This window comes from Paludisphaera mucosa, assembly GCF_029589435.1.
Lineage (GTDB): Bacteria > Planctomycetota > Planctomycetia > Isosphaerales > Isosphaeraceae > Paludisphaera > Paludisphaera mucosa.
Window position 1 is genome coordinate 387,311 of the sequence record NZ_JARRAG010000001.1, and the last position, 23,986, is coordinate 411,296.

General features: G+C 71.2%; 20 protein-coding genes. 11 read left to right on the forward strand and 9 right to left on the reverse strand.

The features are described from left to right. Nucleotides 1-2: 2 nt before the first annotated feature. The gene (locus PZE19_RS01640; RefSeq protein WP_277858840.1) at nucleotides 3-2,462 is read right to left on the reverse strand and encodes a hybrid sensor histidine kinase/response regulator; all 2,460 of its coding nucleotides are present in this window, start codon (nucleotides 2,460-2,462) and stop codon (nucleotides 3-5) included. A gap of 174 nt (nucleotides 2,463-2,636) precedes the next feature. On the opposite strand from PZE19_RS01640, the gene PZE19_RS01645 reads away from it, so the two are divergent. The 9 genes from PZE19_RS01645 (at nucleotide 2,637) to PZE19_RS01685 (ending at nucleotide 12,133) form a co-directional block, all read left to right on the forward strand. Continuing rightward, the gene (locus PZE19_RS01645) at nucleotides 2,637-4,112 is read left to right on the forward strand and encodes a sigma-54-dependent transcriptional regulator (protein ID WP_277858841.1); all 1,476 of its coding nucleotides are present in this window, start codon (nucleotides 2,637-2,639) and stop codon (nucleotides 4,110-4,112) included. Nucleotides 4,113-4,307: 195 nt separating this feature from the next. After that, nucleotides 4,308-4,919: a Dps family protein gene (locus PZE19_RS01650; protein ID WP_277858842.1), complete on the forward strand. Its 612-nt coding sequence runs from the start codon at nucleotides 4,308-4,310 to the stop codon at nucleotides 4,917-4,919. Between the two features lie 361 nt (nucleotides 4,920-5,280). Further along, the gene (locus PZE19_RS01655; protein WP_277858843.1) at nucleotides 5,281-5,922 is read left to right on the forward strand and encodes a hypothetical protein; all 642 of its coding nucleotides are present in this window, start codon (nucleotides 5,281-5,283) and stop codon (nucleotides 5,920-5,922) included. Between the two features lie 81 nt (nucleotides 5,923-6,003). After that, a complete protein-coding gene (locus tag PZE19_RS01660; RefSeq protein ID WP_277858844.1) occupies nucleotides 6,004-7,329 on the forward strand; it encodes an IS701 family transposase in 1,326 nt (441 codons plus the stop codon). Nucleotides 7,330-7,427: 98 nt separating this feature from the next. Continuing rightward, nucleotides 7,428-7,820 (forward strand): hypothetical protein, encoded by a 393-nt coding sequence (locus PZE19_RS01665; protein WP_277858845.1) that lies wholly within the window; start codon nucleotides 7,428-7,430, stop codon nucleotides 7,818-7,820. Nucleotides 7,821-7,962: 142 nt separating this feature from the next. Next, nucleotides 7,963-10,707 (forward strand): hypothetical protein, encoded by a 2,745-nt coding sequence (locus PZE19_RS01670; protein ID WP_277858846.1) that lies wholly within the window; start codon nucleotides 7,963-7,965, stop codon nucleotides 10,705-10,707. Nucleotides 10,708-10,821: 114 nt separating this feature from the next. After that, the gene (locus PZE19_RS01675; protein WP_277858847.1) at nucleotides 10,822-11,301 is read left to right on the forward strand and encodes a Panacea domain-containing protein; all 480 of its coding nucleotides are present in this window, start codon (nucleotides 10,822-10,824) and stop codon (nucleotides 11,299-11,301) included. A 14-nt stretch (nucleotides 11,302-11,315) separates the two neighbouring features. After that, nucleotides 11,316-11,909, forward strand: coding sequence for an ATPase (locus PZE19_RS01680; RefSeq protein ID WP_277858848.1), 594 nt, complete (start codon nucleotides 11,316-11,318; stop codon nucleotides 11,907-11,909). After that, complete coding sequence (locus PZE19_RS01685) at nucleotides 11,906-12,133, forward strand: hypothetical protein (protein WP_277858849.1); 228 nt, start codon at nucleotides 11,906-11,908, stop codon at nucleotides 12,131-12,133. Before PZE19_RS01680 ends, PZE19_RS01685 begins: the two co-directional genes overlap by 4 nt. Nucleotides 12,134-12,141: 8 nt before the next feature. Here PZE19_RS01685 and PZE19_RS01690 read toward each other — a convergent pair whose 3' ends face one another. After that, nucleotides 12,142-13,551, reverse strand: a complete 1,410-nt coding sequence (locus PZE19_RS01690) for a purple acid phosphatase family protein (protein WP_277858850.1) — start codon at nucleotides 13,549-13,551, stop codon at nucleotides 12,142-12,144. 249 nt (nucleotides 13,552-13,800) lie between these two features. On the opposite strand from PZE19_RS01690, the gene PZE19_RS01695 reads away from it, so the two are divergent. Continuing rightward, entirely contained in the window at nucleotides 13,801-16,266 is a 2,466-nt protein-coding gene (locus tag PZE19_RS01695) for a serine/threonine-protein kinase (RefSeq protein WP_277858851.1), read from the forward strand. Here PZE19_RS01695 and PZE19_RS01700 read toward each other — a convergent pair. Continuing rightward, nucleotides 16,229-16,903 carry a hypothetical protein gene (locus tag PZE19_RS01700; RefSeq protein WP_277858852.1) on the reverse strand — a complete coding sequence of 225 codons (675 nt, stop codon included), beginning with the start codon at nucleotides 16,901-16,903 and terminating at the stop codon, nucleotides 16,229-16,231. The genes PZE19_RS01695 and PZE19_RS01700 overlap by 38 nt on opposite strands. 192 nt (nucleotides 16,904-17,095) lie before the next feature. Here PZE19_RS01700 and PZE19_RS01705 point away from each other — a divergent pair, with 192 nt between their 5' ends. After that, complete coding sequence (locus tag PZE19_RS01705) at nucleotides 17,096-17,374, forward strand: hypothetical protein (RefSeq protein ID WP_277858853.1); 279 nt, start codon at nucleotides 17,096-17,098, stop codon at nucleotides 17,372-17,374. A gap of 42 nt (nucleotides 17,375-17,416) precedes the next feature. On the opposite strand, the gene PZE19_RS01710 is transcribed toward PZE19_RS01705, so the two are convergent. The 6 genes from PZE19_RS01710 to PZE19_RS01735 all read right to left on the reverse strand — a co-directional run bounded on the left by PZE19_RS01710 (nucleotide 17,417) and on the right by PZE19_RS01735 (nucleotide 23,948). Further along, complete coding sequence (locus tag PZE19_RS01710; protein WP_277858854.1) at nucleotides 17,417-18,466, reverse strand: vWA domain-containing protein; 1,050 nt, start codon at nucleotides 18,464-18,466, stop codon at nucleotides 17,417-17,419. Beyond that, nucleotides 18,450-19,163, reverse strand: a complete 714-nt coding sequence (locus tag PZE19_RS01715; RefSeq protein WP_277858855.1) for a hypothetical protein — start codon at nucleotides 19,161-19,163, stop codon at nucleotides 18,450-18,452. The genes PZE19_RS01710 and PZE19_RS01715 overlap by 17 nt, the downstream gene beginning before the upstream one ends. After that, a complete protein-coding gene (locus tag PZE19_RS01720; RefSeq protein WP_277858856.1) occupies nucleotides 19,160-19,702 on the reverse strand; it encodes an ExbD/TolR family protein in 543 nt (180 codons plus the stop codon). The genes PZE19_RS01715 and PZE19_RS01720 overlap by 4 nt, the downstream gene beginning before the upstream one ends. Beyond that, complete coding sequence (locus PZE19_RS01725) at nucleotides 19,699-20,226, reverse strand: ExbD/TolR family protein (RefSeq protein ID WP_277858857.1); 528 nt, start codon at nucleotides 20,224-20,226, stop codon at nucleotides 19,699-19,701. Before PZE19_RS01725 ends, PZE19_RS01720 begins: the two co-directional genes overlap by 4 nt. Before the next feature lie 22 nt (nucleotides 20,227-20,248). Next, nucleotides 20,249-21,175 (reverse strand): MotA/TolQ/ExbB proton channel family protein, encoded by a 927-nt coding sequence (locus tag PZE19_RS01730; RefSeq protein WP_277858858.1) that lies wholly within the window; start codon nucleotides 21,173-21,175, stop codon nucleotides 20,249-20,251. A gap of 292 nt (nucleotides 21,176-21,467) precedes the next feature. After that, on the reverse strand, nucleotides 21,468-23,948 hold the full coding sequence (locus PZE19_RS01735; protein WP_438269966.1) for a proton/sodium-translocating pyrophosphatase: 2,481 nt from the start codon (nucleotides 23,946-23,948) through the stop codon (nucleotides 21,468-21,470). Between the last annotated feature and the right edge of the window lie 38 nt (nucleotides 23,949-23,986).

Here is a 23,986-nt window from a genome sequence, read left to right on the forward strand (position 1 = left end):
CGTCAGCTCCGGGTGACGGGCGCGGCGGGGGCGTGGGACGAGAGGGCTTCGAGCGAGTCGAGCGTAACCCCTTCGAGCCGCCGCGTCAGCGCGGGGACGACGGATTCCAGGCCGGCGACGAGGCCGCGGGCGTCGTCGAGGCGGCCCTCGGCGGCCGCGGCCTGGACGTTCAGGGCCAGGTCGCAGGCGGCCGTCGAGAAGACGGCGGCCATGCCGGCCAGCTTGTGCGCGGCCGCCTCCAGCCGTCGGGCGTCGCCATCGCGGAGGGCCGCGCGGGCCGCCTCCAGCCGCTGGGGCGCGAGGGCGAGGAAGTCGCGGCAGAGCCCCGCGAGCAGGTCGGCGTCGCCCCCGCAGGCGGCCAGCAGCGGCGCGGGGTCGAGCGGGTCGGGCAGGTCGCGGGCCGCCTCGACGGCGGCCGGCCGTCGCATGCCCGCCAGGCGGCCGACGACGGCGAAGAGCCGGTCGGTGCGCACGGGCTTGGTCACGTAATCGTCCATGCCGGCCGCCAGGCAGAGGTCGCGGTCGCCGCGGCGCGAGCGGGCCGTGAGGGCCGCGATCGGCAGGCGACGGCCGCCGCCGCGCTCGGCCTCGGCGCGGCGGACGGCCCGGACGACCCCGAAGCCGTCGATCTCGGGCATGTGGACGTCCAGCAGCATGAGGTCGAACGCCTGGGACTCGTCGAGGGCCATGGCGAGCGCCTGTCGGCCGTCGGTCGCCAGCCGGGTCGACCAGCCCCGGCGGCCGAGCAAACGGACGAGGAAGCGGGCGTTGAACTCGTCGTCCTCGGCGATGAGGATCGATAGCCGCTCGCCGCCTGGTTCGGTGCGATCGCCGGCCGGCGCCGCGGGCTCGCCGGCCGCGGCGGCGGGGGAGTCGAGCGCCAGGCGGAGGGCGTCGAGCAGCTCGTCCTGGCGGATCGGCTTGAGCAGGCGGGCGGCGACGCGCAGCTCGCGGCTGCGGGCCAGGTCGCCGGGCTCGTCGCCGGTCGTCATCATGACGATGGGGACGCCCGCCAGTTCGTCGCTGGCGCGGATCTTGGCCGCCAGGTCGAGGCCGTCGACGTCGGGCATGCGGGCGTCGAGCAGGACGACGTCGGGGGGCCGCTTGCGGGCGGCCCCGCGCCACAGCGCGTCGAGCGCGGCCATGCCGTCGCCGGCCGTGGCGACCTTCACGCCCCAGGCGGCGAGCCAGCCCTCCAGCACGCGCCGGGTCGTCTCGTTGTCGTCCACCACGAGCGCCCACCGGCCCCGGGGCAGGCGCAGCGGCGACCCGGCCGCACGCGAGGGGGGCGGCTTGCGCGGGAAGCGGGCGGCGAGCGTGAAAGTGCTGCCGCGTCCGGGCTCGCTGTCGACGTCGATCCCGCCCCCCATCAGGGCGGCCAGCCGGGCCGCGATCGTCAGGCCCAGGCCGGTGCCGCCGAACCGCCGCGTGGTCGAGGCGTCCTGCTGCTCGAACGCCCGGAAGATCCGCGCCTGCTCGGCCTCGGGGATGCCGATGCCGGTGTCGCTGACCTTCACCCGCAGGACGGCCTCGGCCTCGCCGGGCTCGGCCGCGTCGTCGGCCTCGACGAGCACGAAGACCTCGCCCTCGTCGGTGAACTTGACCGCGTTGCCCACGAGGTTGATCAGGATCTGCCGGAACCGGCCGACGTCGCCGATCAGCGCGTCGGGGACGTCCTCGCGGACCTGCGAGACCAGCTCGAGCTTCTTGGCGTGCGCGCGGGGGCCCAGGAAGCGCAGGACGTCGCCCACCGCGGCGCGGAGCGAGAACTCCGAGGCGTCGACGTCGAGCTTGCCGGCGGCGATCTTGGCGAAGTCGAGCACGTCGTCGACGATCCGCACCAGGCCCTCGGCTGCCGAGCGCACCGTCTTGAGGCACTGCCGCTGGTCGTCGGTCAGGGGGGTCTCCAGCGTCAGCTCGGTCATGCCCAGGATCGCGTTCAGGGGCGTGCGGATCTCGTGGCTGACGTTGGCCAGGAACTCGTCCTTGGCCCGGCTGGCCGCCTCGGCCTCCTCCTTCGCCCGCCGCAGCTCGGCCTCCAGCCGCTTGCGCTCGCCGACGTCCTCCAGGACGGCGATGACGTAGGCCGGGACGCCGGCCTCGTCGCGCTGGAGCGAGATGTACAGCTTCACCCAGACGGCCTCGCCGTCGCGGCGGACGTAGCGCTTCTCGACCGAGTACGGCCCGCGCTCGCCGCGGGCGAGCCGCCGGAAGTCGGCGGGGCCCAGCTCCAGGTCCTCGGGGTGGGTGATGTCGCTGAAGGGCCGGCCGATCAGCTCGTCGGGTTCGCGGCCGACGATGGCGCAGAAGGTCCGGTTCACGCGCAGCCAGCGGCCCTGCAGGTCGGTGTGGGCGATGCCGACCGCGGCGTTCTCGAAGGTCCCGCGGAATCGGGCCTCGCTCTGGCGCAGGTCGTCTTCGACCCGCTGGCGATCCTCCCGATCGGGCTCGTGTTCGGTCATGGCGCGGTCCCGGGGGGGGCTGGGGGCGTCGGCGCGAGGCGATCGGCAATCGGCGGCGATCGTTCTCCCGGGCCCGGCCCCGAGCCTGCTGGATCGAGAGCCTCTCTTGCGAATAGAATACCAATTCCGTCCGACGGCCGCGTGGGCCGGCGCGGGACCGCGACGAGGTGACGCATGGGCCGCCTGATCCTGATCGACGACGAGCCCGCCCTGATCGCCCGGCAGGCGCGGCAGGTCTTCCCCGCGCCCGACCACGTCGTCGCCGTCGCCGCCTCGGGCGCCGAGGGCCTGGACCTGATCCGGCGCGAGCGGCCCGACGTCGTCTTGCTCGACCTGCACCTGCCCGACGCCACCGGGTTCGAGATCTACCAGGCGATCCGCCGGATCGACGCGCGGATCCCGGTGATCTTCGTCACCGTGGCCCGGACGGCCGACGCCGCCATCGAGGCGATGAAGCAGGGGGCCTACGACTACCTGTTCAAGCCCCTGGACCTGCATCGCCTGCGCGAGGTCGTCGAGGGTGCGTTCGAGGTCGCCCGGCGGATGCGCGCGCCGGCGGCCGTCGCCGAGGACCCCGACACCGACGCCCCGGGGGCCATCGTCGGCTCGGCCCCGGCCATGCTCGAGGTCTACAAGGCCATCGGCCGGGTCGCCGCCCAGGACGTCCCGGTCCTCATCACCGGCGAGAGCGGCACGGGCAAGGAGCTGGTCGCCCAGGCGATCTACCAGCACGGGCCGCGGTCCCGCCAGCCCTTCCTCGCCCTCAACTGCGCGGCGATCCCCGAGACCCTGCTGGAGAGCGAGCTGTTCGGCCACGAGCGGGGCTCGTTCACCGGGGCCGACCGCCGCCGCATCGGCAAGTTCGAGCAGTGCAACGGCGGCACGATCTTCCTCGACGAGATCGGCGACATGCCCGTGGCCTTGCAGGCCAAGCTCTTGCGCCTGCTGCAGGAGCAGACGTTCGAGCGCGTCGGCGGCGACGAGACGATCCACACCGACGTCCGGCTGATCGCCGCGACCCACCGCGACCTGAAGACCTGGTCGAACGAGGGCCGCTTCCGCGCCGACCTGTACTACCGCCTGAGCGTCTTCAGCCTGAACCTGCCGCCGCTCCGCGAGCGGGGCGACGACCTCCGGATCCTCGTCCGCCACTTCCTCCGCCGGCTCAACGCCGAGATGGGCCGCGAGGTCCGCGACGTGGCCCCCGAGACGTACGACCGCCTGAGCGAGTATCCCTGGCCGGGCAACGTCCGCGAGCTGCAGAGCACGCTCAAGCAGGCGCTCCTCCAGGCCAGCGGCCCGCTTTTGCTCCCCCGGTTCCTGCCCGAAGCCTTCGGCGAGCCGGCCGCGGCCACGACGGCCGTGCGGGGCCGCGGCGACCGGTCGGAGGCGGGCCTGGACCTGACCGTGGCCCTCGAAGGCGGGTTCCGGCCCGACGACCGCGACGTCTACTCCGAGCTGCATCGCCAGCTCGACCGCCTGCTGCTGCCGGCCGCGATGGATTTCGCCCACGGCAGCCAGCACCAGGCGGCCCTCATCCTCGGCATCGCCCGCCAGACCCTGCGCCAGAAGCTCAAGCAGCTCGGCCTGCATCCCGCCCATCTCGTCGACCACGACGAGCCCGACGCCCCCGATCAACCCCTTTCCTGAGACCTTCGCGCGGGCAAGTCTGCCCGTCGCGCGGGCAGGACCGGCGTCCGCCCGCCCCCGGCCCCTTGACTGACGCGGCGGATGCACAAAGAATCCGGAGTGTACGCGGGGGGCCGCTTCCGGCCCGCCGAGCCCGCCGTCCCCGCCGGGGCGGGCTCCCACCCCGGGACCGGCGGTCGCAATCGAGGTTTTCTCATGTCCGTCGCCACGCAGAAGGGCAAGGACGCCCCGGCCCCGAAGAAGGAAAAGGACGAGCACAGCCAGCCCTGGGTCCACGTCGAGAAGGCCGAGATCCAGAAGTTCGGCACCCTCCGGCAATTCCCGATCGGGCTTTCGTACGACGCCCGGATGTACTCCGTCCAGCGCCTGAACCAGGTGCTCGCGGACACCCAGATCCTCTTCGCGCTCTACAAGAAGCACCACTGGCTGATGCGGGGCCACACCTTCTATCAGCTCCACCTGCTGCTGGACAAGCACGCCGAGGAGCAGCTCAAGCTGGTCGACGAGATCGCCGAGCGGATCCAGGCGCTGGGCGGGCTGGCCGTCGGCGACCCCCGCCACGTCGCCGAGCTGACCCGCATCCCCCGCCCGCCCGACGGCTGCGAGGAGGTCCCGTCGATGATCTCCCGCCTCTTGCAGGCCCACGAGATGATCCTCGTCGACGCCCGCGACGCCGCCCGCAAGGCCGCCGAGCAGGGCGACGACGGCACCAACGACCTCCTCGTCTCGGACGTCGTCCGCACCGGCGAGGCGCAGGTCTGGTTCCTCGTCGAACACCTGGTCGACACGCCGCTCGGCCGGGTTTGAGACCGATCCCCATTCCGATCGAGATCCGAGGCCGATCGCGGGCGCGTCATGCACCCGCGATCGGCCTCGGCCGCTTCTCCCCCGCCGCCGGCTGGCTCCGCCGCGCGGTCGGGTTTAGACTGGCGACTACTAGGTTCGCTGCTAGAAGGAGTGGTCTCTTCGACGCACGTTGTGACAGCGACCGACCCGCCGACCGGCGCAGGTGGCGCAAAACACGTTCACATAATAGTACCGATTATCAGACGGACGGAGCTTGCTCATCAAGCCGGGTGCCGAGCGGTGTTTCGATGCTTGAGATACGTCCTACCGGCCTCTTCGAGTAGGGTAACCGACGCACTCTACCCAGGCACGGAGCCGAATCATGCATCCTCTGGTCCTGTTCACGATGCTTACTGCGTCGATTCACGTCGCTCATTCGGCCCTTCCTATATCGGAGGCCCATCTCGAAGTCATCCCACCGCGGGTCGCTGAATTGGTGGAAGCGAGCGAGCTGATCGTCCTCGCCAAAGTCGAATCGGTGAGCGAAGACCCGAATGTTGAGACTCGTCGTGCCAAGGCGACCGTGCTGGAAGTTTGGAAGGGACCAAGGACGACTTCGGTCGAATATCGCGTCTGGCCGACATTCGCTTGCGACATCGCCTATGCCAAGAAGGGCGAGACCGTTCTGCTCTTCCTGGAAAAAGAGGAGACGGGGTGGGGCATTACTTGGGCCGGGCGAGGCCGGATGCCACTTGTGGAAATGAACAATACGAAATACTTGTCTTACTTCAGCGATGTCATTTTCCCGGATGAAACGCCCTGGGTTAGAACCGCAGAAGAGGACAAAAGAAGCTTTGATCAGGAGGGGGTCTTTGAACAGGCTGTTGAGATGAAGCTGGTCAAGGAACTCGTACGGAAGGCGTCCGAGCGGAAACGTGAAGGACGCTCGCGAGGCAGCAAGGATGAAGCCAGGCAGCTTCCAATGAAACCGTTCCAGAGAGCGGACAACCTAATTCTTCTGTAACCGATTTCTCGTGACTTCGAGCCATGCCTTTCATGCCCTCAGGCTATAGCGATGAGGCGTCGCAGATCTGGAGGGCTCCCGATGTCACTCCTGGATCACCCCGAGGCCCAAGCCCTGTTGGCCGACGCCGCGGTCAGCCCCGACGTCGTCCGGGAGCGAGCCGACCGCCTGACCTCCTTCCTGCAACGCTACCTGCCGCGGTTCTATCGCGTCGAGCAGCGCGCGACGGCGGCCCTCGTCATCCGCGGCCGGCTCGGCGGCCTGGAGCGTAAGACGTCCGAGCCGATCGCCGTCGAGGCGGGGCTGCCGCGCAAGCCGGTCCAGTTCTTCGTCGGCTCGGGCAAGTGGGACGACGAGGCGGTCATGGCCGAGCTGAGGGACAACGTCCGCGAGGAGTTGGCCATGCCCGACGGCGTTGTGGTCATCGACGGCAGCGCCTTTCCCAAGAAGGGGACCGAGTCGTGCGGGGTCGCCCGCCAGTGGTGCGGCCGGCTCGGCAAGGTGGAAAACTGCCAGGTCGGCGTCTTCCTCGCCTACGCCGCCGCGGGCGGTTACGCCCCGCTGGACCGCCGGCTCTACCTGCCGCAGGACTGGGCCGGCGAAGAGGCCCGCCGCGAGAAGTGCCACGTCCCGCCGGAGGTCGCGTTCCGCGAGAAGTGGCAGATCGCCCTGGAGTTGCTCGACCGGAGCCTGCCGGGGCTGGCCCACGGCTGGATCGCCGGCGACGACGAGTTCGGCCGGGCCTCCGAGTTTCGTGCCGCGTTGCGATCGCGCAAGGAACGGTATGTCCTCGACGTGCCGTCCAGCACCACGGTGCGCGATCTGGGACGCCGCCGGCCGCCCCGCAAGCGGGCCGGCGTCGGCCGCAAGCGAGACGCTCCCTTCCGGCGGGCCGACGCCTGGGTGGCGGCGCAGCCGGAGTCGCGATGGGATCGGATCGAGGTCCGCCCCGGCGAGAAGGGACCACTCCTGGTCGATGCGATGACGGTTCGGGTCCGGGCCAAGCATGACCGGCGCGTCGGGCCGGAGGAACGGTTGGTGGTGATCCGCCCCGTGGGCGAGTCGCGGGTCGACTACGCCCTGACCAACGCCGGGCCGGAGATCCCGCTGGCGGAGGTCGTCCGCGCGCAGCGGCAACGACATCGCATTGAGGAGATGTTCGGGGCCGGCAACGGCGAGGCGGGGCTCGATCACTACGAGGTGAGGAGTTGGGTGGGCTGGCACCACCACATCACGTTGTCGCTGGTGGCGCTGTGGTTCCTGTGCCTGGAGCGACGGCATGTCGGGGGGGGGAATCCCGGCGATGACCGTGCCTCAAGCGCGGAACATCCCGGCCCGGTTGCTCCGCGACCTACCACCGAGCCCGGAGGAGATCGCGGTGGTGGTCGGCCGCGTGCTGCGGCGTAACGAGGAGGCGCGGATCTACCACTGGCACAAGGCCAACGGCACGTTCCCGCCGCGTCGGCCGAAGCCGAATACGAGTTAGGCGGCAGGGGGAGGCCCAGATGTCCATGCTCTTGTTTCCAGACGCGGCACTCGACATCCTCCGGGGCGCCAGTTACCGGCCCGAAGCCGAGCGGTCCTACGATATCTTGTCGGGCAGTTACTGGTGGTGCGACGAGTTGGTGCGCGAGACTTTCGCCGCGTGCCGGCGTCACGACAGCTGGGCGTTTCGATACCTCATGGGCTATCGGGGGTCGCTCATCCGCGGAGCACCGGACGCCGAACTGATGCCGGTATGGGAGCAGGTGGCGCGAGCGTGCCCTCATTGGCCCGGTCTGCGTCCCGAGCGGAATAGCCCGACTTTGGCCGGCGAGCTACATCGAGAAGGTCGAAAGAAATGCGCCGAGTTCTTGTCTTGGGAACGCGAGTCGCCAGGTCAGGCGACCGGCGGCTAACATCGTGCGGCGTATCTCAGAGAGAACCGCCAGATCGACGAGCAATCGGTTACGGTAGAATTAACAGGCGGCGATTATCGCCCGCAGCCCCCGACCGACGGCTCGTCCCGCCCGCCCTCCCCGCCTCCCCGGAGTTTCTCCCATGAAATACACCCTCGCGCTGTTCGGCGGCCTGCTGGTCGCGTCGTCGTGGTCCGCCCGCGAGGCCCGCGCGCAGGCGGCGGCCCCCGATCCCGCCGCCGTGGCCTTCGACTTCCGGACGGCCGGGGCCGTGCAGGGGTGGGTGCCGCTCCACGACGTCCAGGCGATCGGGGCCGCGCCCGAAGGGCTCGCCGTGAGGATCAACGGCCGGGATCCCTATTTCCGAAGCCCCGCGATCAACCTTCCCGAGGGCGTGCCCCTGGCTGCGGTGGTCCGGGTCAAGGTGGAACACTCGGGCGACCTCCAGTTGTTCTACGCCCGCGGCGGCCAGGAGACGGAAGAGGTCCGGTCGGTGCGCAAGTCGGTCGCCGCCGGCGGCTGGCGCGACGTGACGATCCACCTGCCGCCGCTGGGCCCCGGGACGTACCTGCGGATCGACCCGCCCGGCAGCTCGGGCGTCTGCCTCATCGAATCGATCCGGATCGCGCCCCGCCTCGTCTTCGAGGCGAAGTGGCCCGCGCCGGGAATCCCGAACCCGCCGGCCGACGGGCCCGCCGTCGCCTCGGGCTCGCTCGTGCTGCGGCAGGACCCCGCCCGCTACGGCGGCTTCATCCTGAGCGTCGACGGCCGGGACTTCGCGACGGGTCACGACCATCCCGCGATCGCCTACCAGGCGACCGTCGCCGGCAAGCCCACGGTCAAGTGGCTCGACGTGGCCCAGGCCGGCGGCAAGGTCGAGACCGAGATCGACCCCTCCGACCATTCCCTGCGGGTCCGGACCAGCGTCCGCGACGAGGATGGGGCCGTCTGGAGCCTGAGCCAGGCCTTCCGCCCCCACTCGCCCGGCGTGATCGCCTTCGAGGCCGAGTGCGCGGTCGACGCCCCCCGGCCGGTCTTCCACGCCCCGCTGCTCGTGGTCCTGCCGGGTCACGGCCTGGGGCCCTTCGGCGCGTCGAAGGGCCAGGCGATCCTGGCGGGCGTCGAGTACCTGGAGAACGAGCCCAGCAGCTCGACGGCCGACCTGGGCGAGGCCGACGCCCTCCGCAAGGTGTCGTCGGCCCCCAAGCTCACGTTCCCGCTGATGGCGATCCAGGCTCGGGGTAAATATCTCGGCATGATCTGGGACCGCGTCCCGGGCGTCGCGCCCCTGTTCGACTCGCCCGACCGGACGCTCGGCGGCCGGGGGCATCTGATGGGCCTGATCGCCCCCGGGGCCGACGGCTCCGACCGCGTCGAGGGCTCGTTGTTCCCGGACGTCCCCCTGGTCCTCGCCCCGGGCTCGCCCGCGAAGGCGACGGGCCTCCTGATCGCCGGCCAGGGCTCGACGATCGTCCCGGCCGTCCAGAAGTACGTGGCGCTGAAGGGGCTGCCGCCGATCCCGACGACGCCCGGCCTGCAGGATTACATCCGGCTGGCCGCCGCCGGCTGGCTCGACTCGCCGATCCGCGACGGCGGCCGGTATCGCCACGCCGCCGGCGGCGACGCGTTCAAGCCCCAGCCGGCCGCCGACGCGGCCTGGATGATGAGTTGGCTCGCCGCCCTCACCGACGACGCCGCGCTGGCCGATCGCCTGCGTGCGGCGGCCGTCGAGGCCGAGGCCGCCGTGCGTCCCGAACAGGACCTGCACGCGGCCGTCGGGCACAACCGCTACCCGGTCGCGCCGCTGGTCCTCTCACATGCGGGGATGACGGAGGACTCGGGCGGCAAGGTCTTCGATCGGGCCGTCGCGACGGCCTTCGCCACGTCCAGATGGTTCGAGCCCGACGGCACCCGCCGGTTCAAGCCGGGCCGGGACGACAAGATCGACTACGGCCGGACCCATTTCAGCGACGAGGCCGACGGCTACGCCGGCCAGCCGATCGACCACATGCTCAGGCTCGCCGCGTTCTCCGGCGACAAGGCCGCCGTCGACGAGGCGCTGCGGCTGCTGTACGTCCTCCGCGACCGCTTCCAGAACGGCGTCCCGCGCGGGGCGCAGACGTGGGAGATCGCCCTGCACACGCCCGACGTCCTCGCCTCCGCCTACCTCGTCCGCGCCTTCGCGCTGGGGTACGAGCTGACCGGCGACCCGACGCTCCTCGACGCCGCGAAGTACTGGGCGTGGACCGGCGTGCCGTTCGTCTACCTCGTCGATCCGACCGCCGCGACCGGGCCCGGCGCCGTCGGCCCCTACGCGACGCCCCCCGTGCTGGGCTCGACCAACTGGGTCGCGCCCAACTGGATCGGCCTGCCCGTGCAGTGGTGCGGCCTCGTCTACGCCGACGCCCTCATCGAGCTGGCCCGCCACGACGCCGAGGGCCCCTGGAGCCGCATCGCCGACGGCATCGCCGCCTCGGGCATCCTCCAGACCTACCCGATCGGCCACGCCAGCCAGGGGCTCCTGCCGGACTCGTTCAACCCGCTCTCGCAGGCCCGCAACCCGGCCGACATCAACCCCGGCACGCTGCTGCCCGGGGCCCTGCGCCTGCTCGCCGGCCCCCGGGCCCGGCCCTACCAGTTCCGTGCGCTGCGGGCCTCCGGAATCTGGGTCTGCGCGGCGGGGTCGGTCGACGTCGAGTCGGACGAGCGCGGCGAGGCCGTGTTCCAGGTCCACGCCTGGAGCCCCGGCGCCTCGTTCGTCGTCGTCCACGGCCTCGACGCCCGCGCGACGACCGAGCCGGCGGCGGTCGGCCGCCGCGGGACGAGCGCGATCCTGCCGCTCGCCGGGCCTGGGCCGAAGAAGGTGACGATCCGGACTCCGAATTGATTCGTCGAAAAGTTCGGGAATTCCTGTCGGCGTCGTTGAGCGCGACGCGGGGCCGGGTACGATCTAGACTGAGGAAGATCCTCTCTCGTCTTATGATCGTGCGGAGACGACGCCATGAGCTGCCGGCAGTGCGTCCAGGAAGTCACGAATTACATCGTCTGGGATTCCCACGAGGCCGGTTCCTACATCACCCTCGCGAAGCTCCAGAAGCTGATGTATCTCGCCCAGGCGCGGCACCTGGCGATCCACGGCGAGCCCCTGTTCCCCGGCCGTTTCGAAGCCTGGGCGCACGGCCCGGTGCTGCGGTCGGTGTACAACCGGTTCGAGAAGTACGGCTGGCGGAGCCTCGACGAGTTCGTCCCCCGCCCCAAGCTCGACGCGCACACCGAGGGCTTCCTCAAGAAGCTGCTCGACGAGCTGGGCTCGTTCGACGCCCGCCAGCTCGAAGCGATGACCAGCCGCGACGAGGCCTGGCTCGCCGCCCGCGTCGGCGCCCCGGACTGCGTCGACGGCCGCTGGGAAGGACTGATCTCCGAAACCCTGATGCGCGACGTCTACCGCCGCCAGCTCAAACTGGAGCCGGCCGAGGTTTGACCCCGGAGCGCCGCATGGCGAACGCCCCGAGCGTCATCGTCCTGGCCGGCCCCAACGGCGCCGGCAAGTCGACGGCCGCGCCCGCCCTTTTGCGAGGACGCCTGGCCGTCGCCGATTTCGTCAACGCCGACGAGATCGCGCGCGGGCTCTCCGCCTTCGCCCCGGAGTCGATGGCCGTCCAGGCCGGGCGCATCATGCTCGCCCGGCTCAAGCACCTCGCGGCGGCCCGCGCCGATTTCGCCTTCGAAACGACCCTGGCGACGCGGTCCTTCGCCCCCTGGCTCCGCTCGTTGACCGCGACGGGATACGAATTTCAACTGATCTTCCTCTGGCTGCCGTCCGCCGACCTGGCCGTGGCCCGCGTGGCAGACCGCGTGCTCCAGGGCGGTCATCACGTCCCCGAGGAGGTCGTTCGCCGTCGTCATGCGGCCGGGTTGAGGAATTTCCAGGAACTGTACCGCCCGCTGGCCACCAATTGGCACATCTACGATAACACGACGAGGAATCACCTGCGCCTCGTGGCTCGTGGCCGAGGGGCGCAGGTTGGAATCATCAAGCGACCGGCGGCCTGGCGACGGTTCCAGAGCCAGGCGGGAGGACTCCGATGAAAGAGCGAAAGGTCGACATCGGCAAGGCTTTCGAGGAAGGCGACCTGATCGACGAGGCGATCGACGAGGCCGCGCGGGACGCGGCGATCCTCCACAAGAAGCTGGGGCTGCCGCTGGTGGGCTGGCGGAACGGGCAGGTCGTGCACATCGCGCCCGAGGAGATCGACGTCGTGAACTGGTCGCACGAGTTCGACGACGAGGACGAGGACGTCGAGGCCGATTGACCGCCGCCTCACCCCGCCGCGGCGGCCTTGGGGACGGCGCGGCGGATCTCGGGGGTGGCGGGGACGCGGTCGACGAGCCGGTTGGGGCGGCCGTCGGGCTGCTTGTGGAGTTCGAAGGCGTCGTACGGATCGCCAAGCGCCGTGCGGGCCTCGTACCGCAGCACGCCGCCGTCGACGGCGATCACCTGGTAGAGCTGCACGTCCTCGCCGGCCCGGCGCATCCAGTGCTCGGGGTCGAGGACGTACATCTTCGGGCCCGCCACCGAGACGACGTAGACCGTGCCCGCCGTGGCCGTCGGGTCGTCCCGCGTGTTCGCCCCTTCGGGAACGTTCTCGAACGCCTTCAGTCCCGTCCGAGCGTACGTGTGGTCGTGGCCTTGCAGCACGAGGTCGACCTTGCGGCGGTCGAAGACCGGCTGCCAGAGCGCGCGCAGCTCGGGGTTGTCGCGGTTCTTGGCGGGCGAGTAGATCGGGTGGTGGAACGTGACGATCGTCCAGGTCTGGGGGTTCTCCGCCAGGACGCGGTCGAGCCATTCGGCCTGCTCGCGGTGCGCCTCGTTCGAGTTCAGCGAGACCACGCGGACCCCCTGGTAATCGAAGAAATAGGCGGCCTCTTCCAGCCCGGGAGGGCCGTTCTCCGGGAGCGCGAACTGGGCCCGCCAGTGGGGCGTGAAGAGCGCCTTGGCGTTGGGGTCGACCTTGCCGTCGGGGAGCCGTGGGCGTTCGTACTCGTGGTTGCCGGGGGAGGGGACGTTGGCGACCATGCCGTCGACCCAGCCGCCGGCCGCGAACCACTCGCCCCAGAGGGCGTCGTCCCAGCCGCGGTTGACGAGGTCGCCGGCGTGGACCATGAACGCGGCGTCGGGGGCGTCGGCGTAGGCGCGACGGATCACCCGCGACCACATCGACTTGATGTCGTTCTGGGCGTCCCCGAAGTAGAGGAAGCGGAACGGCTCCGGCTTATCGGAGGCCGTCCGGACCTGGTACCACTCGCTCCAGTCGACGCCGTCGCCCACGCGGTAGACGTAGGCCGTCGAGGGCGAAAGGTCCCGGAAGACGACCGAGTGGAACCGCGCCGAGTTGAGGTTGGTCGCCAGCGTCTGCGAGGCCGCCGAAACGGTCTTCGCCCGCTCGGGGAACCGCGGGCCGGGCTCGGCGGCGGCGATCTGCGCCAGGCCCGCGGCGACGCTGGCGTCGGTCCGCCACGAGACCGCGATCGTTCGCGCGGGGTCGGCGGCGATGGTCCGGACGATCCGATCCGGGATCGGCGTGGGCCGATGCGCGTCGGCCGCGGCGACCGGCTTGGTCCGCGGCGCGGCGAGCGGGGCCGGGACGGGCGCCTGGGCCCATGCGGCCGGCGTGATGCAGGCGATCGCGGTCAGCATCAGGGAGCGAAGTCTCGGTCGGGTCGCGGTCATCGCGGCTCCTCGGTCGGGTCGTGTCGGGGCGTCGGCGTCGTCGGGCCTCGACTCTAGCCGCCCGCTCGGCCGGTTTCCAGTCGCCGCAAGTCCTTGCGTGATTGACGCGCGGGGGGCGGGGGGGCATCATGGCGATGTGATCCGCGGACCGCTTGCGCCGGGTCGAGCCGCGCCCGTTCGGGCGTCGTGCTCGGCCGGAATTTCGAAGGCGAGGCCCGGATCGGACCCTTCGACGGCGGGGGACGCGCGGTGATCGGCCCAGGTTCGACGCTCAATGATCGATTCCTCCTGCAGAAGGAACTGGGCCGGGGGGGCATGGGCGCGGTCTACGCGGCGGTCGACCAGGTGCTCCAGCGCAGCGTGGCGATCAAGGTCCTGAAGGACCAGCAGGCGGGCGACGAGGTCTCCAAGCGGCTCCGGCTCGAGGCCCAGATCGCCGCCCGGCTCCTGCACGACAACGTCGTGCGGATCTACGACTTCGGCCAGGCCGGGGGGACCAGCTACCTGGTCATGGAGCAGGTCGACGGCGTGAGCTACGTCCGCCGCTGGCGCGATCTCCCGCTCGCCGGCCGGCTGAAGATCCTCGCCGGCGTGGCCGAGGCCCTCGACTACGCGCATCGTCAGGGCGTCATCCATCGCGACGTCAAGCCGGGGAACGTGCTGCTCACGGCGGCCGACGTGCCCAAGCTGTCGGACTTCGGCCTCTCGCTGCTGGCCGAGCACGACGACGCCGCGGGGGTCGTCCGGGGTACGCCGCACTACATGAGCCCCGAGCAGGCGAAGGGGCAGCGGCTGAACTACAAGACCGACCTGTACTCGCTCGGCGTGATGGTCTACGAGTCGGCGGCCGGCGCGGTGCCGTTCACGGGCACGGCGATGACCGTCATGGCCCAGCACGCCAACACCCCGCCGCCGCCGATCCTGGCGCGCGACCAGCCGGTCTCCCCCGATCTGGAGAAGCTGATCCTGGCCCTGCTGGCCAAGCGTCCCGAGGACCGCCCCGCCAGCGGCGCGGTCGTGGCCGAGGCCCTGCGCGTCGAGGCCCGCAAGCTCCAGGGCGGGGCCGACGTCGCGGCCGGCGAGCCCGCCCCCGACGCCGCCCCCGAGGACGCCGGCGAGCCGGTCCTGGACCTCGGCGCTGGCCGAGCTGCGCGAGGGCGGGCGGTCGCCGGCGCGGCCCCCGCCGCCCGGGCGAGGCGGTCCGAGCCGGCCCACGCCGTTGCCGCGCCCCACGTCGCGGCGGCCGAGGCCGCCGACCTCGCGGCCTCGCCCCTCGTCCGCAAGTTGCTCAGGACGATCCTGGCCGAGCCGGTCTCGCTCAACCCCGAGGAACGCTACCTCAACGGCTACTACCTCGCCCACCTGCTGGTCGGCTCGCGGCGGCGGCCGTTCTTCGCCCGCCGCAAGCTCGAACGCCTCAACGCCGACCGCGCGCGTCTGATCCTGGCCCTCACCTACGTCCTCACCGCCCACGACTCCGAGGCCGCCGTCCCGGAAGCCGCGCAGCTCCTCGACGAGCGGATCGAGGTCCGCCCGGCGCTCAACCCGGTGGTCGTCGCCAAGTTTTTGAGCTGGCGCGACAACCCCAACCGCCGGCGGATGCTCCGCCAGGCCCGCAAGGCGCTCCAGGACGCGAGCGCCTACGCCCGCGAGCACATGACCGACGCCAAGGGCGTGCTCAACGTGGGTTTGATCCCCCGCTCGACCGAGGACCTCCGCAAGCTGGCCCCGGAGCGCGAGGTCGGCGACGAGCTGGTGGAGCGCTGGAACCGCCTGGCCGACGCCTGGCGCGAGCACGCCGACCTCCGCGAGACCGTCCTGCGCTACGCCGGAGGCGCGGCCTATCGCGACCCCTCGGGCGCGGCGATGTGGGCCGAGGTCGTCTATCCGCTGGTCGAGATGTCGCGCTGGCAGCGCGCGCGGCGGGGCAAGCTGCGAGACGCCTGGCATTTCGTCGCCAACCGCGTCCTCCGGCTGCCCGACCCGGGCGAGAAGCTGCACCGCACGCTCACCCGGCACCTGGCCCCGCGGGTCGTCGAGCAGCTCGACCGCTCGGCCGTCCAGCTCGACCGCGTCCTGGCACGGTCCGACCCCGACGACGAGGCCCAGCCCGAGGACCAGGACTCCCGCGCCGCGAGGCTCGCCCAGGGCTCCGAGGCCGCGCGGATTGGCGCGATCGCCGCCGAGGCCGACGCCGAGGTCGTCGATTCCGACCAGGTCGCGCTCGTCGACGTCGACCCGATCCGATTCCTCCAGGGCGAGCTGCACGAGCTTTGGAAAGAGGCCGCCGCCGGCATGCGGCAGGCGACCGGCGGGCCCGGGCCGCGGCCGGCGGGGCATCGGCACACTCCGTTGGGCCCGTACCGCCTCGCGGTCGTGCCGTCGGTCCGGGGCGCGGCGGCCGGCCAGGTCGTCGTCCAGGGGATGCCCAGCAAGCAGATCGAGATGCTCACCCCGTCGCTCCGCACCGCCGGCTCGCGCGGCCGGGCCATCATCGCCGCGTGGACCTACGACGACCACAGCCTGCTCTTGACCTACAGCGACTTCAAGAGCGTCCAGCGCTACATCCTCTGGGACGCCCCCCACGGCCGTCAGACGGCCTATTCCGACCCCGCCGACATCTACCGCGAGCTGGAAGCCCTCGGCATGGAAGTGCCCGAGGCGATGGAGACGGCCCTCAGCCGCGGCTTCCGCCCCCAGGGCGGGCGCGGCTGAGCCGTCTCCCGGAATCCCTCACCTCCGGCGACCAGATCAGGTAGCCGCCGCCGTCGAAGGCGGGGACGAAGATGTGCGCCGTGTGGTCGACGATCTCGTCGAGGAACCACGCGTCGTCGATGTCGCTCTTGGGCGGTTCCTGACACCGTGAACAGACGCCCGTCTGCCAGTGATGCCGGGAGCCGATCGCATTCTCGATGGCGTCCAGGTCGGTCACGTCGGGCGTCACGATGTGGAAGACCTCGTCTCCGAAGCAGGAGACCGGCGGCGGGTCCTCCGTTTGCCGGTCGATGAAAGTCCTGGCGTTTGCGGCCCCGTTCTCGCACACGACCACGGCGTCGGCGGAGGACTGCAAATACTCTCTCATGACGATGGAGAGCCGTACGACCGGCCGCTCGTCCTCGGGCCATTCGGCGGGGTGCGAGAACCTGACGGTATCGGAGCGAACCAGCAAATCGTTGGGCCACACGTCGCCGCTCATGACCGCAAAGATCGACCCCCTCGCATTCGCGAACCGGTCGAGGAGCTTTCGCGAGAAGACATGGTCATGGGCGCAGACGGACGGGCTTTCGAGGATCCACCGGCTGGCCTTCTCATGGTCTCCGCCCGCCTCGGGCACGATCGAGCTGAGGTTCATCGTATGATCCACCGAGGAGGGGCAGATCCGCGGACGGTTCGTGCAAGGGGCCGATCGCTTACAGGCTCTGACAAAAACCCAGACACCCTCTCTCTTTACAAGGCTCTGCCGGAGCCATTGTTGGAGACCGGAATATTCAGGAACGGCCGCCGAAACACTCTCCGTAATGTGATCGGACGAACGGAGGTTACGATGAGCCTGTTATTCGCCGCGACTACCCAGCCCGGCTTATCGCAATACTACATCGGTTGGGGCACGCTGTCGCTGATCAATGCCGGGCTGGCACAGTCCAAAGGTCATAGTGGCATGGCTTGGTGGATCATGTCCCTCATGCTCGGGCCTGTGGCCACCTTGATAATAGTTGCTTTACTTCAACCGCCGTCGGTGCTTCCCGGTTCGCCGAGCATCCCGCTTCCGGAGCATTCAGGCAAGCCTCCGGTCGATCCGGCCACGTTCGATGAGCTGGCCTGAATCTTACAGGCACTGACATAGCCGAGGTCACGTCAGAGTTTGTCAGTACCCCGCGGCCGACTTGGGGAACCGCGACGTGTCGACGTAGGTGTACGCGCCGCCGGTCGCCGTGGCCAGCCGCCGCAGGGGGGTGTTCTGGCCCATGTCGCGGCCGAGGCCGAACTCGATGGCCTGGATCCGGCTCTCCTTCGCCTCGCGCAGCAGGGTCTCGACGTTGTCGTTGGTCATCGACGCGGCGTCGGTCAGGAAGAAGATGACCTCGGGCCGATCGACGAGCGCCGTGCGCAGGGCGAGCAGGTGGTCGGTGCCGCCGAAGGGGGCGACGGCGGCGAGCTGGGCCCGCACCCGGGCCTTGTTGGCGGCGGTCGCCGGCATCAGGCCGCGGCGGCCCTGGGCGTCGGTCAGCTTGCGGGCGTTGAGGTCGTAGAACGTGACCGCGAAGTCGACGTCGGGCGGCAGGCGGTCGAGGCTCGCGAGCAGCTCGCGCTTGGCGATGTCCAGGGCGTTGCGGGTGCTCATGCTGCCGGAGCAGTCGATCACGTAGGCGAACGACCGCCCGTGCTCGCGGCTGCCGAAGAACTCGGTCCCCGGGCCGATCCCGCGACCGACCCCGCCGCCGGAGCCGCCGCCGCGACCTTCGCCGCCGCCGACCCCGGAGCCCTCCACGAGCCCCGCCCCCGTGGTCGGCAGGTCGGGCAGGTCGCGGGACAGGGCCGCGTCGGGCTTCACGACGCTCTGGGGCAGGATCTCGTTGAGCAGGGCGTCGGCCGTCGGGTCGCGGACCGGCTTGACCGCCGGCGCGTCGGTCGGCCTCACCGCCATGTCCGGGTCGCCCAGGCCGCCGATCTCCCCCGGCCCGCCGCCGCCTCCGGCTCCCGAGTCGGGCGGTCGGTCGGCGCGGTTGTCGACCGGCCCCAGGTCGCCGCGCATCGCCTTCCGCCCGGTGCCTTCGTCGGTCGGCGTCATGACCGCGGTCAACACCGTCAGCGAGGCGAGTGCCGCGAGGAGAACGTGGAACGCCGTCGACGTCAGCAGCGCCCGCGGGTCGGTGAGCGGCGTTCGCCCCAGCCGGGGCTCATGCGCGGTCGCCATCGTCGGCCTCCGGTTCGAGGAATTCGGGAGCGGGGCCCGGCGGGGCGGGGCGGCCCCGGCGTCGGCCTCGCCGGGCGTCCCGCCCGACCGGCGCGGCCAGGCTCCGCCAGGCGAGGAGCCCGGAGACCGCCGCCAGCCCGACGAACAATCCTACGGTCGCGATCGGCCCCGGCCAGTCGGGAAGCCGCGATTCCTCGGAAGCCGCCTCGACGCGGGTGCTCGGGGTTTCGACGCTCGGCGCGGCGGGGCCGACGATCAGGGGGGCGAGCCGATCGCCGCCGGCCTGGTAGCGGACCCGCCTCAGATACACGCCGGTGAACGACGCGGGCGTCCCCCTGGCGACGGCCTCGCCGCGTTCGGGGGCGGGGAAGAGGATGCAGAGCAGGTCGCCCGAAGGTTCCTCGATCCAGGCCTCGGCGAGCGCGGGGAAGCTGCCGACGGCGTCCTGGCGGAAGACCCGGACGACCCGGCCCGCGACGCGGACGCGCTTGCCGCGGAACTCGTCGGGGCGGTCCCAGAGCGTGCGGAAGGTCGCCGGCCGGGGCGGCGACGAATCGCCGGTCTTGCCGGCGAGCGCCGCATGCTCGGCCGCCAGGTCGCCCAGGCCGAGGGGGGCGTCGTCCTGCCACGCGTCGCTTCGGGGCGTCGCGGCGAGGAGCAGGGTCGCGACGAGCACGAGCCCCGACCGCGGCCTCATGGCGAGGTCCCCGCCGGGGCCAGGCGGACGGCGGCGACCCCGGAGGAGGAGCAGACGGCGATGATCCGCGCGGCGGGCTCGTAGAGCAGGCGGTCGTCGGCGATCAGGCGGACGCGCAGCGGGCGGTCGCCGAGCAGCTCGACGTAGCGGCGGAGCCGCTGGCCGAGCTGCGTCAGGTCGGGGACGGCCGCCTCGCCCAGGCGCAGGGACTTCAGGTCGCCGAGGTCGTCGGCCTCGGCGCGGATGAGCACGTCGTTCTCCAGGTCGACGTCGACGGTCCGCGACGTCGGCCGCGCCATCCCCCGCGGGGCGCTGGGGAGCGCGGCGGGGGTGGTCGGCAGGTGGAGGTCGATGTGGGTCTCGGCGGTCGGCGGCCGGAAGGTCAGGATGAAGAAGGCCAGGAGCTGGAACGCCATGTCGAGCATGGGCGCGACGGGGAAGTAGACGTCGTCGGGGGGGCCGGGGCGGTAGCGCCGCGTCCCCCGGAACTCGTCGTCCTCGGTCGCCGGGGTCGTCGAGAATTGCGGCGCGATGCTCACGGCGCCTCCCGGTTCAGGACGACCAGGCTGAAGTTGGCGAACCCTTGCGACTGGGCGTCGACCAGCGTCTTCCGCACCGCGCCGTACGACGCCTCGCGGTCGGCGCGGAGGACGACGACCGTGGGCAGCTCGCCGCCGGGGTCGGGACCGTTGAATTGGAGACGTAGGGTCGGGACGTCGGACCGGGCCGCGTCGGCGGCCGGCGTCGTCTGGAGCAGTTCCAACCCGGAGCGGCGCGCATCGGCCTGGCGCCTCCACCACGCCGACGCGGCGTCGCCCTGGAGGACCTGGCCGTCGGCCAGCAGGCTCCCCCGGGCGTCGATCGCCGCCGCGAGCCGATCGAGCGCCAGGTCGACGCCGGGGAGGGCGGCGGGGGCGACCGGCAGCCGCACGGCGCGGGTCTCGCCCTCGATCTGGTTGCCGAAGTGGATCAGCATCATGAAGAACGTGATGAGCTGGAGGACCAGGTCCAGCAGCGGCGTCAGGTTCGGGTTCAGGGCGTGCGAGGGGGACGAGCGCGACATGGCGGGCGGCCTCGTCCGGGGTTCACTCGGGATGCGCGGGCGGCAGAGCCGAGCGCGGCCCCGGGACGCTCGACGCCGCCAGCGCGGCGTTGAGCGCGAATGGATGCGGGTGCGAGCCCGGCCCGGCGGGCGCGGGGGCGGGCGGGGCGGGCTCCTGGGCCTTCACGCCGGGGGCGAACTGTTCGAGCAGGGGCTCGGCGGCCATCTCGGCCTCCAGCGACATCCGCGCGATGCGGTTGCGGAAGAGGGCGTAGAAGTAGATCGCCGGGATCGAGATCGCGATCCCTTCGAGGGTCGCGAACAGGGCGGTCGAGATGCCCTCGGCGAGCAGGCTGGCCTGGGGCGCGGTCCCCTTGGTGGCGATGACGCGGAAGGCCTTGATCATGCCGTAGACGGTCCCCACCAGGCCGATCATGGGGCCGAGGGTGCCGACGGTGGCCAGGTAGGTCGTGCGGTGTTCCATCTCCATCGTGGCGTCTTCGTTGGCCATCTCCATCGCCCGACGCGCCGGGGCGACGCCCGCGGGGAGCTTCTGGACGCCCGCGGCGAGCACGCGGGCGAACAGCGAACGGTCGGCCATGAGCCGGGTGTACGCGTCGCCGAACCGCTTCTGATCGAGCAGCTCGCGGGTCTCGCGCACGAGGCTCCTCGGCGCGGCGGCCGAGGTCCGGTAGTGGATGGCCATCCAGACGATCAGGGCGACGAGATAGAACGACATCACCGTGATCAGAACGCCGATCAGCCCCGACGCGCGGATCATCCAGCGCAGGAACGACTCGTCGCCCGATTGGTCGCCGGCCGCCGCCGGCGCCGAGTCGACGGCCTTCGCGGCCGTTCCCGGGGCGTCCTGGGCCGTCGCCCGCTGGGGGGCGAGGCCGAGCCAGACCGCCAGCAGCCCGATCCCGAGCCAGGACGCGATCGCCCCCGCCCGGCCATGCCGTGATTCCATCGCCGCCGGACCTCCCGCCTTCGACGTCTGCCGCCCGCCCATCCCACCTTACTCGATCGCCCCGGTTGGGACAAACGCAACCCCGGCCGGCCGTTCCCGGGGCCCGGCGCGACCCGGGCGATGCGCAGGCCTTTCCTATTTCAGCGATTTCGCCGAGGTCCCCGGCCCGCCGTCGAGCCCCCTCGGGGGCCGGGGCGCAACGAAGCGGGCCTCCCGGCTCGCGGTGGAGCGGGGAGGCCCGAGGGTTTTCAGCTCATGTCGTCTCGTCGAGCGGACGGTCGACCGAGGGGGTTCAGCGGCCGGCGCCGACCTCTTCGAAGGTGGTCTCGGCGGCGGCGGACATCTCCTCGCCCATCTCGCGAAGCTCCTTGCTTTCGGTCTTCGACCGCCACACGGCCCAGGCGACGCCGGCGATGCAGAAGACGCCGACGACGTACAGGGCCCAGGCGTACTCGCCCTTGCCGACGGCCAGGATCGTGGGGATGGCCAGCAGGCTGACCATGTTCATGACCTTGATCAGCGGGTTGAGCGCCGGGCCGGCCGTGTCCTTCAGGGGGTCGCCGACGGTGTCGCCGGTGACGGCCGCCTTGTGCCTCTCCGATCCCTTGCCGGTGGAGGCGGTGCGGGGCTCGTCTTCGATGAGCTTCTTGGCGTTGTCCCACGCGCCTCCGGCGTTCGACATGAAGACGGCCAGCAGCTGGCCGACGATGATCATGCCGGCGAGGAAGCCGCCGAGCGCCTGGGGGCCGAGGAAGATGCCGACCATGATCGGCACCAGGATGGCCAGCAGGGCGGGGCCCACCAGCTCGCTCTGGGCGGCCGAGGTGCAGATGTTGACCACGCGGCCGTAGTCGGGCTTCTTGACGCCGGCCCAGATGTCCTTGTCGCGGAACTGGATCCGGCACTCCTTGACGATCAGGAACGCGGCGCGGCCCACGGCGCGGATCAGCATCGAGCTGAAGAGCAGGGGCACGACGCCGCCGATCAGGGCGCCGATGAAGACCATCGGGGCGGCGACCGAGAGCTTGCCGGCCTCGTTCAGGTAGGCGTTCAGGGGCATCGTGGCCACCTTGTCCTCGCTGCCCACCGCGACGACCGCGATGAAGCTGGAGAACAGGCTCACCGCCGCGATGACGGCCGAGCCGATGGCGATCCCCTTGGTCTCGGCCTTGGTGGTGTTGCCCACCGCGTCGAGGTCGGCCAGGATCTGGCGGGCGCGGTTGTAGTTGACCTCGCCCATCTCCTCCTTGTCGTAGCCCATCTCGCCGATGCCGTTGGCGTTGTCGGCCACCGGGCCGAAGACGTCCATCGAGATCGTGTTGCCGGTCAGGGTCAGCATGCCGATGCCGCACATCGCCACGCCGTAGGCCACGAACAGCGGGCTCGCCCCGTCGTAGATGACCACCGAGAGGAAGATCGCGCCCGCGATGACCAGGGTCGCCACCACCGCCGACTCGTAGCCGACGGCCAGGCCCTGGATGATGTTGGTCGCGTGGCCGGTCTGGCAGCTCTTGGCCAGGCTCTTCACCGGCTCGTACTGGGTGTGGGTGTAGTAGCTCGTCACCTTGTTCAGCGAGATCGCCAGGATGATGCCGATGAGGCAGGTCCAGGCGGGCCGCAGGTCCAGGCCCTTGACCAGGCCCAGGTCGGCCCAGAACGGCTGGGCGGCGAGGATCGGGCCGGTGTAGCCCGCGGTGAAGTCCTTCAGCGAGACGCCCGAGGCCAGGGCCGTCTCGCGGGCCGCGGCGAATTCCGAGGTCACGTTGTAGCCGTAGGCGGCCTGGGGATAGCTGTGGATGTAGGAGTCGTCGAAGTGCAGGTAGGCCAGGCCCAGGGCCATGAAGCCGGCGACGCTGATCATCGAGCCGATCACGAAGCCGCGGTGGACCGAGTGCAGGGCCTCGTCGCTGGTGCTGTCGACGCCGGCGCGGACGCTGTAGGTGCTGATGATCGAGCCCAGGACGCCGATGGCCCGCACGAGCAGCGGGAAGATGACGCCCTTGTGGCCGAAGCTGGCGTAGCCCAGGATCATCGCCGCGACGATCGTGACTTCATAGCTCTCGAAGATGTCGGCCGCCATCCCGGCGCAGTCGCCGACGTTGTCGCCGACGTTGTCGGCGATCGTCGCCGCGTTGCGGGGGTCGTCCTCGGGGATGTTCGCCTCGACCTTGCCCACCAGGTCGGCGCCGACGTCGGCCGCCTTGGTGTAGATGCCGCCGCCGACCCGCATGAACAGGGCCAGCAGCGTGCCGCCGAAGCCGAAGCCCAGCAGCACCTCATAAGCCTTCTCGCCGAAGATGATGAAGATCGCGGTGCCGCCCAGCAGGCCCAGGCCGTCGGTCAGCATGCCGGTGATCGTGCCCGTGCGATAGCCGAGCTGCATCGCGTTGCCGTAGCTCGTCCGGGCCGCGGCGGCCACGCGGAGGTTGCCCCGCACCGCCAGGTTCATGCCGACGAAGCCGACCAGCCACGAGAACAGGGCGCCCACGAAGAACGCCACCGCCCGGCCCACCTGCACCGCGCCCGAGGCCTGGGCCGTGAAGTACAGGATCAGGGTCAGCAGGAAGATGAGCGGGAAGAGGGCCTTCGCCTGCCTCATCAGATAAGCCCACGCCCCCTCGCGGACGGCGTCGGCGACCTCGCGCATCTTGGCCGTCCCCTGGTCGGCGCCCAGGACCTGGCCGACCAGCATCCCCGCGTAGGCCAGGCCGGCCACCGCGATCAGGAGCGTCAGGATGAGGCCCACCTTCTCGGACGTCGCATACTTGGTCATCGGCTCGAACAGCACGACGGAGTGCTCTTCGGCCGCGG

What these genes read in the sequence shown, in the direction of transcription:
- PZE19_RS01675 (WP_277858847.1), top strand. Translation starts at nt 10,822, where the DNA reads ATGAGCTGCCGGCAGTGCGTCCAGGAAGTCACGAATTACATCGTCTGG.
- PZE19_RS01645 (WP_277858841.1), top strand. Translation starts at nt 2,637, where the DNA reads ATGGGCCGCCTGATCCTGATCGACGACGAGCCCGCCCTGATCGCCCGG.
- PZE19_RS01660 (WP_277858844.1), top strand. Translation starts at nt 6,004, where the DNA reads ATGTCACTCCTGGATCACCCCGAGGCCCAAGCCCTGTTGGCCGACGCC.
- PZE19_RS01670 (WP_277858846.1), top strand. Translation starts at nt 7,963, where the DNA reads ATGAAATACACCCTCGCGCTGTTCGGCGGCCTGCTGGTCGCGTCGTCG.
- PZE19_RS01725 (WP_277858857.1), bottom strand. Translation starts at nt 20,226, where the DNA reads ATGTCGCGCTCGTCCCCCTCGCACGCCCTGAACCCGAACCTGACGCCG.
- PZE19_RS01650 (WP_277858842.1), top strand. Translation starts at nt 4,308, where the DNA reads ATGTCCGTCGCCACGCAGAAGGGCAAGGACGCCCCGGCCCCGAAGAAG.
- PZE19_RS01710 (WP_277858854.1), bottom strand. Translation starts at nt 18,466, where the DNA reads ATGGCGACCGCGCATGAGCCCCGGCTGGGGCGAACGCCGCTCACCGAC.
- PZE19_RS01665 (WP_277858845.1), top strand. Translation starts at nt 7,428, where the DNA reads ATGTCCATGCTCTTGTTTCCAGACGCGGCACTCGACATCCTCCGGGGC.
- PZE19_RS01655 (WP_277858843.1), top strand. Translation starts at nt 5,281, where the DNA reads ATGCATCCTCTGGTCCTGTTCACGATGCTTACTGCGTCGATTCACGTC.
- PZE19_RS01685 (WP_277858849.1), top strand. Translation starts at nt 11,906, where the DNA reads ATGAAAGAGCGAAAGGTCGACATCGGCAAGGCTTTCGAGGAAGGCGAC.
- PZE19_RS01730 (WP_277858858.1), bottom strand. Translation starts at nt 21,175, where the DNA reads ATGGAATCACGGCATGGCCGGGCGGGGGCGATCGCGTCCTGGCTCGGG.
- PZE19_RS01640 (WP_277858840.1), bottom strand. Translation starts at nt 2,462, where the DNA reads ATGACCGAACACGAGCCCGATCGGGAGGATCGCCAGCGGGTCGAAGAC.
- PZE19_RS01680 (WP_277858848.1), top strand. Translation starts at nt 11,316, where the DNA reads ATGGCGAACGCCCCGAGCGTCATCGTCCTGGCCGGCCCCAACGGCGCC.
- PZE19_RS01705 (WP_277858853.1), top strand. Translation starts at nt 17,096, where the DNA reads ATGAGCCTGTTATTCGCCGCGACTACCCAGCCCGGCTTATCGCAATAC.
- PZE19_RS01715 (WP_277858855.1), bottom strand. Translation starts at nt 19,163, where the DNA reads ATGAGGCCGCGGTCGGGGCTCGTGCTCGTCGCGACCCTGCTCCTCGCC.
- PZE19_RS01700 (WP_277858852.1), bottom strand. Translation starts at nt 16,903, where the DNA reads ATGAACCTCAGCTCGATCGTGCCCGAGGCGGGCGGAGACCATGAGAAG.
- PZE19_RS01690 (WP_277858850.1), bottom strand. Translation starts at nt 13,551, where the DNA reads ATGACCGCGACCCGACCGAGACTTCGCTCCCTGATGCTGACCGCGATC.
- PZE19_RS01735 (WP_438269966.1), bottom strand. Translation starts at nt 23,948, where the DNA reads ATGACCAAGTATGCGACGTCCGAGAAGGTGGGCCTCATCCTGACGCTC.